The sequence below is a fragment of the Candidatus Latescibacterota bacterium genome (assembly GCA_019038625.1).
Classification (GTDB): domain Bacteria; phylum Krumholzibacteriota; class Krumholzibacteriia; order Krumholzibacteriales; family Krumholzibacteriaceae; genus JAGLYV01.
The window spans coordinates 1-7,673 of the sequence record JAHOYU010000192.1; the positions used below are offsets into that span (position 1 = coordinate 1).

The window sequence follows — 7,673 nt, forward strand, 5'->3', positions numbered from 1 at the left end:
CACTACTACTACTACTTATTTATTAAAATACTCTGGAGTAATAGGAACCTGTTGTGGACACCTTCGGATATTATTGTTTTTTCTTGTAAATCCCGGAGTTTTGACTTATGCTTTTTTTCTATTTGTTGTTTTTTCAATATTGGTTTTCAGGTTTTAATAATCGATACGATCAGGAGGTTTCGGCGTGAAGATAATAGTTCCGCTGGGTGAACTGAACAAGAAGATGAACGCTGTTTCGGCTGTAGTCCCCGGAAAGACTACCATGCCGATTCTATCTATGGCGCTTGTCGTGGCCGATGACTCCGGAATAGCCTTTTCAGCAACAGACCTTGACATTTCAGTGACCACAAGAGTCAGTGGAAATATAGAAGAACAAGGCAGGATCGCTGTTCCCGCAAAAAAGATCGCCGAGATAGTAAAATCTCTTCCCGGCGGAGACGTGAACATAGAAGCCGATGGAGAAAAACTCATAATAAAATGCGGCAAGAGCAAGTTTACTGTCAACGGCCGAAATCCTGAAGATTTCCCAAAACTCCCAAAACAGGAAAGCAGGACAGAATTCACGATCGATTCCGGATTCCTCGGAAAGATGATACGGAAGACCATATATGCAGTGTCAACTGACCTGACGAGGCCGGCGCTATGTGGAGTGAAATGGGAAACGGACCGCGGTGGCATCCTTATGGTCTCTACTGATGGACACAGGCTGGCAAAAGTAGAAGCTAAGCTGTCCCTGGGCGATATTCAGAAATCAGAAGTCATTGTTCCTCCGAAGGCCCTTTCGACCTTCAAGGCATTTGCGGAAAAGGACGAGATGATAAAGGTCAGTATCGGGGATAACAGTATCTCGTTCGAGATGACCGATGTATCCATATATTCACGGTTGCTCGAAGGGCCCTTTCCCAACTATCAGAAGGTTATACCTGTAAAGAACGAAAAGGAGCTCCTGGTATCAAAGGACCTTCTTTCGTCGGCGACAAAAAGAGTATCTATTCTCTCGGACGCACTGACACATCAGGTGATTTTCTCTGTTTCAAAGGATAAGCTGACTCTGCATGTGACGACTCAGGATCTGGGAGAGGCGAGGGAAGAGCTGGAGGCCACATACTCGGAAGACGAGATGGAGATCGGATATAACGCGGCATATGTTCAGGACATTCTCAGGACGATGGAAGGCGACGATATAGCTTTTCATCTCGACAAACCCGACAATGCGGGAATGGTCATGCCTGTGGATCAGGGCGGAGACTTGAAACATCTCTGTATAGTGATGCCTCTCAGGATAAATTGATCTACGGGGCAGGGAAGTGTGGTGAACGGGGATGATCATCAGGGAGATTCGCGCCGTTAATTTCAGAAATATCGCCGGCGCCGAGCTCGGGTTTTCTGGGTCATTCAATTTTATCTCCGGCAAGAACGCTCAGGGAAAGACAAGCCTTCTGGAGGCGATCCATATTTTTTCTCTCGGGCGGTCGTTCAGGACCTCAAAAGTTGCCGAGATGATCACCTTCGGTGAGGATTATTTCTATCTCAAGCTGAGCTGCGAGAGTGATACGGGAATATGTCTCGATATCGAGTTGTCACTGGAGCAGGGAGGCAGGATAAGGGCGAAGGTGAACGGAGACCGCCAACCGGGCGTCTCTTCGATCATCGGGTTGATACCTTCTGTGATATTTACTCCTGGAGATGTCGAGCTTTCATCCGGACCTCCTGCCGTGAGAAGATTGTTTGCGGATTATACCGCCGCCCAGGTCTCACCCGAGTTTCTTGTAGACCTGAAAGAATTCCGCAGGATCCTGGCGCAGAGGAACTCTCTTCTGAGAAAGATCTCGTTGGGGGAAGGCGGGGCGGAGGAGCTTGAGGCATGGAACAGCGCTTTTGTAGAAAAGGGAGCCTCGGTTGCAAGAGGGAGAAGAGAGATACTTTCGGGGCTTGCTGAAAAAGCAGCCGGGATATATGACGAGATCAGGGGAGGGGAAAGATTCGGGCTCGATTACAGGTGTTCCTTTGGAGACAGGGAAAGAGAACTTGAGGAATCTCTGGCAGCCGCGCTGGTGCGTGTGTCAGGAAGCGAAAAAAGAAGGGGATATTCCCTGGCAGGACCTCAGTACGACGATATAGTATTGACTCTTGATGACGTCGACCTGAGAAAATATGGGTCACAGGGGAGAAGACGGCTGGCCGCGATCGTGATGAAGCTGGCGCAGGCAGGAACGATAATGGAAAAAAGGGCTGAGAGGCCCGTCGTTCTTCTGGATGATATTTTCTCCGAACTCGATGGCGAGACTTCTGCGGGGGTAAGGGGCCTGCTTTCGAGTGGGTACCAGAGTTTTATTACTTCCCCGAGAAAGGAGCAGCTTGACACTGCCGGAAGCGGAGCCCTTGAGCTGGTTGTGGAGCGAGGTGTTTTCAAAGGTGTGGGGGTGTCTGCGAACGGGGAAGAAAGGGGTTGACTCGGGGAGATTTTCCTTTATTTTTTGAGGGTTTGGTAATACAATGGCGGGATGAGAAAAGGTGCTTGAGGAGCAGGAAAATGCGGCCTGAGACATCACTTGAAAAAGCAAGCGCGATTCTACCAAAAGTGTTCAGAGCAATGGGCCTTGAAAGCAGGATAGAAGCTGTGAGGCTCCGAGCGGAATGGGTGGAGGTCGTCGGCGAAACGGTTGCGGCTAGATGTCGGCCCGGAGATGTTCACGAAGGCACCCTTTTTGTGATGGTGGAAAACAATGTCTGGATGCAGGAGATCAGGTTTCACCAGGACAGGATAATTAGACGGATCAGGGAGAGGTTCCCCGGACTTGGTGTGAGGGGGATCCGGTTGTTTATAGAAAGGGAAAGAAACGAGGGATGAGCAAGGAATACAACGCAAAAGGGATCCAGGTGTTGAAGGGGCTAGATGCGGTCAGGAAAAGACCCGCGATGTATATCGGGAGCACCGATATTCACGGACTGCATCACATGATATACGAAGTAGTGGATAACAGTATCGACGAAGCGATGGCTGGGCATTGCGACAAGATCACGATAACTATCGCAGAGGAGGGGTGCGTGACCGTGACCGATAATGGACGCGGCATCCCCGTCGATATACACCCCACACAGAAGAAACCGGCAGTCGAGGTCGTGATGACTACTCTGCATGCCGGGGGAAAATTCGACCACGACAGCTACAAGGTGTCAGGAGGCCTTCACGGTGTCGGTGTCTCGGTGGTGAACGCGCTGTCTTCCTGGCTGGAAGTCGAGATCTTCCGTGACGGCAAATCGTACACGCAGCGGTACGAGAAGGGCAAGCCGGTCACGCCCCTTAATGCGGTACCGCACAACGGGAAGAAGAAAAAGACCGGGACGATAGTCAAATTTATGCCGAACGAAAAGATCTTTTCGACCCTGGAATACAGCTTTGACACGCTCTCGTTGAGGATCAGGGAGCTTGCCTTCCTCAACAAGGGCATCAATCTTGTGTTTCTGGACGAACGTTCCGGCAAGAGCCATGACTTCAAGTATGACGGCGGTATCGTCTCGTTTGTGAGCTTCCTCAACGAGAACCGGGCAGTCCTGCACAAGAAGCCGATATATATCTTTGATAATACCGATCCATACGAGGTGGAGATCGCTATTCAGTACAATGATTCGTATGGAGAAAAGATGTTCTGCTTTGCGAACAATATTAATACTGTCGATGGCGGGACCCATCTAATAGGATTCAAATCGGCGCTGACAAGGACATTGAACAGCTACGCGACGAAGAACAACCTGTTCAAGAAGGGCCAGAAGATATCGCTTTCAGGAGATGATGTGCGTGAGGGGATAACTGCTGTGATCAGCGTCAAGCTGCCCGACCCGCAGTTCGAGGGACAGACGAAAGGCAAGCTGGGCAACAGCGAGATCAAGGGGATAGTGGAGACGATAGTCGGGCAGAGGCTCGGTGAGTTTTTCGAGGAAAATCCCAAGGTAGGGAAAAAGGTCATAGAAAAAGCTACTCAGTCGGCCAGGGCGCGGGACGCGGCGCGAAAGGCGAGGGAGCTGGTACGGAGAAAATCGATCCTCGAATCAAGCGCTCTTCCCGGAAAACTTGCGGACTGTTCCATGACCGACCCGGAACAGTGCGAACTATACCTGGTCGAGGGGGATTCGGCGGGCGGTTCAGCCAAGCAGGGACGAGACCGCAGGTTCCAGGCGATACTTCCGCTGAAGGGCAAGGTCCTTAATGTGGAGAAAGCCAGGCTGGACAAGGTCCTCTCCAACGAGGAGATCAAGACGATCATAACTGCTCTCGGCACTGGCATAGGCGAGGAATTCGACCTGGAGAAGGCCCGCTACAGGAAGATCATCATCATGACAGATGCCGATGTGGACGGAGCCCACATCAAGACGCTTATTCTTACCCTCTTTTTCAGGTATATGCCCAAACTTATAGAAAGCGGATGTATCTATATCGCTCAGCCGCCTCTATACCGGTTGAAAAAAGGCAAAACAGAGACCTATGTCTACAACGACAAAGAAAAAGACAGCACGATGAAGGAGATGGGTGGGTCAAAAGGAGTCTACCTCCAGAGATATAAGGGTCTCGGCGAGATGAATCCCGACCAGCTCTGGATGACGACCATGGACCCGGAGCGACGGACGATACTGAAGGTCACTCTGGAGGATGCGGTCGAGGCTGACCATGTCTTTACGATGCTGATGGGTGACAAGGTCGAGCCACGAAAGAAATTTATTCAGGAAAACGCGCTGGCGGTCAAGAATCTCGATGTGTGACCGGGGGCGGCATAAATAACAATTGGGAAGAAGGGTCTTTCCGCCAGGATAAGCCGGCTGGAACGAGACGGTGAACAGCGGAAGACGGAGGAGGAACGACTGAATGGACCTGAACAGGCAACGGGTAATACCGGTCAACATAGAAGATGAGATGAAGACGAGCTATCTCGATTATTCGATGAGTGTCATCGTGTCGAGAGCGCTGCCGGACGTAAGAGACGGGCTGAAGCCCGTACACCGGCGGATCCTGCTTGCCATGAACGACCTTAGTCTGGCGCACAACAAGCCATACAGAAAATCGGCAAAGCTGACAGGTGATGTCACTGGTAACTACCACCCTCACGGGACGAACTCGGTCTACGATGCCGTAGTCAGGCTGGCGCAGGACTTCTCTCTGAGATATCCTCTCGTCGACGGACAGGGCAACTTTGGATCGATCGACGGAGATCGTGCCGCTGCAGAGAGGTACACGGAAGTCCGGATGAAGGCGATCGCCGAGGAAATCCTGGCCGATATTGAGAAAGAAACGGTCGAGTTCGGGCCAAACTACGATGAGACCAGGCAGATGGCCCTCGTGCTTCCCTCGAAAGTGCCTAACCTGCTCATCAACGGTGCGTCGGGGATCGCCGTGGGAATGGCGACGAATATCCCGCCTCACAACATCACAGAAATAATCGAAGGTCTCCAGGCCCTGCTCAAGGATCCGGAAATGGAAGACGAGAAACTCTTCGCCTTTGTCAAGGGGCCGGATTTCCCGACGGGTGGAATAATATACGGCAGAGGGGGAATACGGGAAGCGTACACGACAGGCAGGGGAAAGATCATAGTACGGGCCCGGGCCAACATTGAGACACAGAAGAGCGGCAAGACAAGTATCGTGATCTCCGAGATACCGTACCAGACGAACAAGGCGTCGATCATCCAGAAGATAGCCGAACTTGTCAGGGCAGGTAAGCTGACAGGGATCTCCGATATCCGGGACGAATCGGACAAGGACGGACTGAGAATGGTCGTCGACCTTAAGAGAGATTCGTATCCGAAAGTCGTTCTCAACCAGCTTTACAAACATACGCAGCTTCAGGCGACCTACGGGATCATAATGCTGTCGCTGAACAAACTGCTTCCCGAGGTGATGAACCTGAGAAGGATGATGACCCTCTTCCTCGAACACAGGGAAGATGTCATCACGCGAAGGACGAAGTACGACCTCAGGAAGGCCGAAGAACGGGCCCATATTCTCGAGGGATACAAGATAGCTCTCGACAATATCGACGCGATAGTGAAGTTGATCAAGCAGAGCGCTTCTCCTTCCGAGGCCAGAAATGGCCTGATAAAGAAATTCAGCCTGAGTGAGATCCAGGCCCAGGCTATCCTCGATATGAAACTCCAGAGGCTCACGGGCCTCGAGAGAAAGAAGATCGAGGAGGAATACCTCGCGCTTATCCAGAAGATCGCCTATTACAAGTCGATCCTGGAGAACAGGGATATGCTTCTCGATATCATCACCAAAGAACTGGGTGAACTGCTGGAAAGATTCGGAGACGAGAGGCGCACGGAGATAGTCGACGCGGAAGGCGATTTCCAGATCGAGGACCTCATCGCCGAAGAGGATATGATAATCACGATAACCCACTCGGGATACATAAAGAGGATCCCTGTCGATACCTACAAGAGACAGCGCAGGGGTGGGAAGGGGATAACAGGGCTTGGGATGAAAGATGAGGATTTCGTCGAACAGATCTTCATCGCTTCAACACACAGCTACATCCTGTTTTTCACTGACGCCGGCAAGTGCTACTGGCTCAAGGTGCACGAGATACCGCAGGGCGGAAGGCTGGCCAGGGGAAAAGCCATTGTCAATCTTCTCGAGATGTCGAGAGAAGAAAAAATCAACGCCTTTATCCCGGTCAGCGATTTCGGAGCGGATGCCTACCTGATGATGGCCTCGAAAAAAGGATTTATCAAAAAGACTCACCTGTCAGCCTACGCCAACCCCAGGAGGGGGGGCATCATAGCGATCCGGCTGCGGGAAGACGACCGACTGATCCGGGCCAAGCTTACTTCGGGAAGTGACGACATCATCCTCGCGAAGCGCAAGGGCAAGGCGATACGATTCAAGGAATCAGACGTCAGGCAGACGTCAAGGGCCACACAGGGAGTGAAGGGTGTCACCCTGGACGGAGACGACGAAGTCGTCGAGATGGTCGTCGTGAAGAGAAACACAGCCCTCCTTGTAATCACAGAGAATGGTTATGGCAAACGGACGAGGATCACGGAGTTCAGGAATATCAAGCGTGGTGGCAAGGGTGTCGTGTGTATCCCGACCGTTGGTCGCAACGGGGACCTGGTGACCGTGAAAGAAGTACTCGATGATGAAGAGGTGATGATCATCACAAAGAACGGTATGATCATCCGCTGCCCGGTCGGAGGGATCTCGATTATCAGAAGGCCGGCCCAGGGAGTCCGAGTCATTAAAATGAATGAGGGTGATTCCGTTGTCGATGTGGCGCTTGTCGCTGGCGAAGATGAAAACGGGGATGAAAACGGCAGCGAGGGGCCGGAACTGGAAGCTGGTCCGGGCGATGAAAAAACCACAGAAAACATGGATGATCCCGGGGACGAAGAAGAAAGCGGCGAAGAAAATAATATAGATGACGGAGAAAAATGAGACAGCGGGCAGGCATAAGCATTGTTCTGTCTATGGCAGTCCTGGTAGTGACTATCGTCACGATGACTGTCACGGCAGGAGCTGTCTGGCAAGACGATTCGCGTGGAGAAAAGACAGTTTTCGGCTTGAGGAATGGCCGTATCTCGATAAATCTCCCCGAAAACGGGATGCTGAGAGAATGTCAAAACGCTGGAATGACTCTCGGGGCCAGATGGCCGGGGGACAAAGGGTCGGAGTTTCTTGGGGG

General features: G+C 51.7%; 6 protein-coding genes. All 6 read left to right on the forward strand.

Annotation, left to right across the window (positions count from 1 at the left end; translation table 11 throughout):
- Window positions 1–184: 184 nt before the first annotated feature.
- A complete protein-coding gene (dnaN, locus tag KOO63_13390) occupies window positions 185–1,291 on the forward strand; it encodes a DNA polymerase III subunit beta (GenBank protein MBU8922805.1) in 1,107 nt (368 codons plus the stop codon).
- Window positions 1,292–1,322: 31 nt separating this feature from the next.
- Window positions 1,323–2,453 (forward strand): DNA replication and repair protein RecF, encoded by a 1,131-nt coding sequence (gene recF, locus KOO63_13395; GenBank protein ID MBU8922806.1) that lies wholly within the window; start codon window positions 1,323–1,325, stop codon window positions 2,451–2,453.
- An 80-nt stretch (window positions 2,454–2,533) separates the two neighbouring features.
- A complete protein-coding gene (locus KOO63_13400) occupies window positions 2,534–2,851 on the forward strand; it encodes a DUF721 domain-containing protein (GenBank protein MBU8922807.1) in 318 nt (105 codons plus the stop codon).
- Window positions 2,848–4,758: a DNA topoisomerase (ATP-hydrolyzing) subunit B gene (gyrB, locus tag KOO63_13405; protein ID MBU8922808.1), complete on the forward strand. Its 1,911-nt coding sequence runs from the start codon at window positions 2,848–2,850 to the stop codon at window positions 4,756–4,758. The genes KOO63_13400 and gyrB overlap by 4 nt, the downstream gene beginning before the upstream one ends.
- A 103-nt stretch (window positions 4,759–4,861) precedes the next feature.
- Complete coding sequence (gyrA, locus tag KOO63_13410) at window positions 4,862–7,426, forward strand: DNA gyrase subunit A (protein ID MBU8922809.1); 2,565 nt, start codon at window positions 4,862–4,864, stop codon at window positions 7,424–7,426.
- The coding region (locus tag KOO63_13415) for a hypothetical protein (protein ID MBU8922810.1) at window positions 7,423–7,673 on the forward strand (251 nt) is incomplete at its 3' end. The genes gyrA and KOO63_13415, both read left to right, overlap by 4 nt.

Bases quoted from the DNA above. Each gene is read 5' to 3' on its own strand.
- KOO63_13400 (MBU8922807.1), top strand. From the start codon at position 2,534: ATGCGGCCTGAGACATCACTTGAAAAAGCAAGCGCGATTCTACCAAAA.
- gyrB (MBU8922808.1), top strand. From the start codon at position 2,848: ATGAGCAAGGAATACAACGCAAAAGGGATCCAGGTGTTGAAGGGGCTA.
- recF (MBU8922806.1), top strand. From the start codon at position 1,323: ATGATCATCAGGGAGATTCGCGCCGTTAATTTCAGAAATATCGCCGGC.
- gyrA (MBU8922809.1), top strand. From the start codon at position 4,862: ATGGACCTGAACAGGCAACGGGTAATACCGGTCAACATAGAAGATGAG.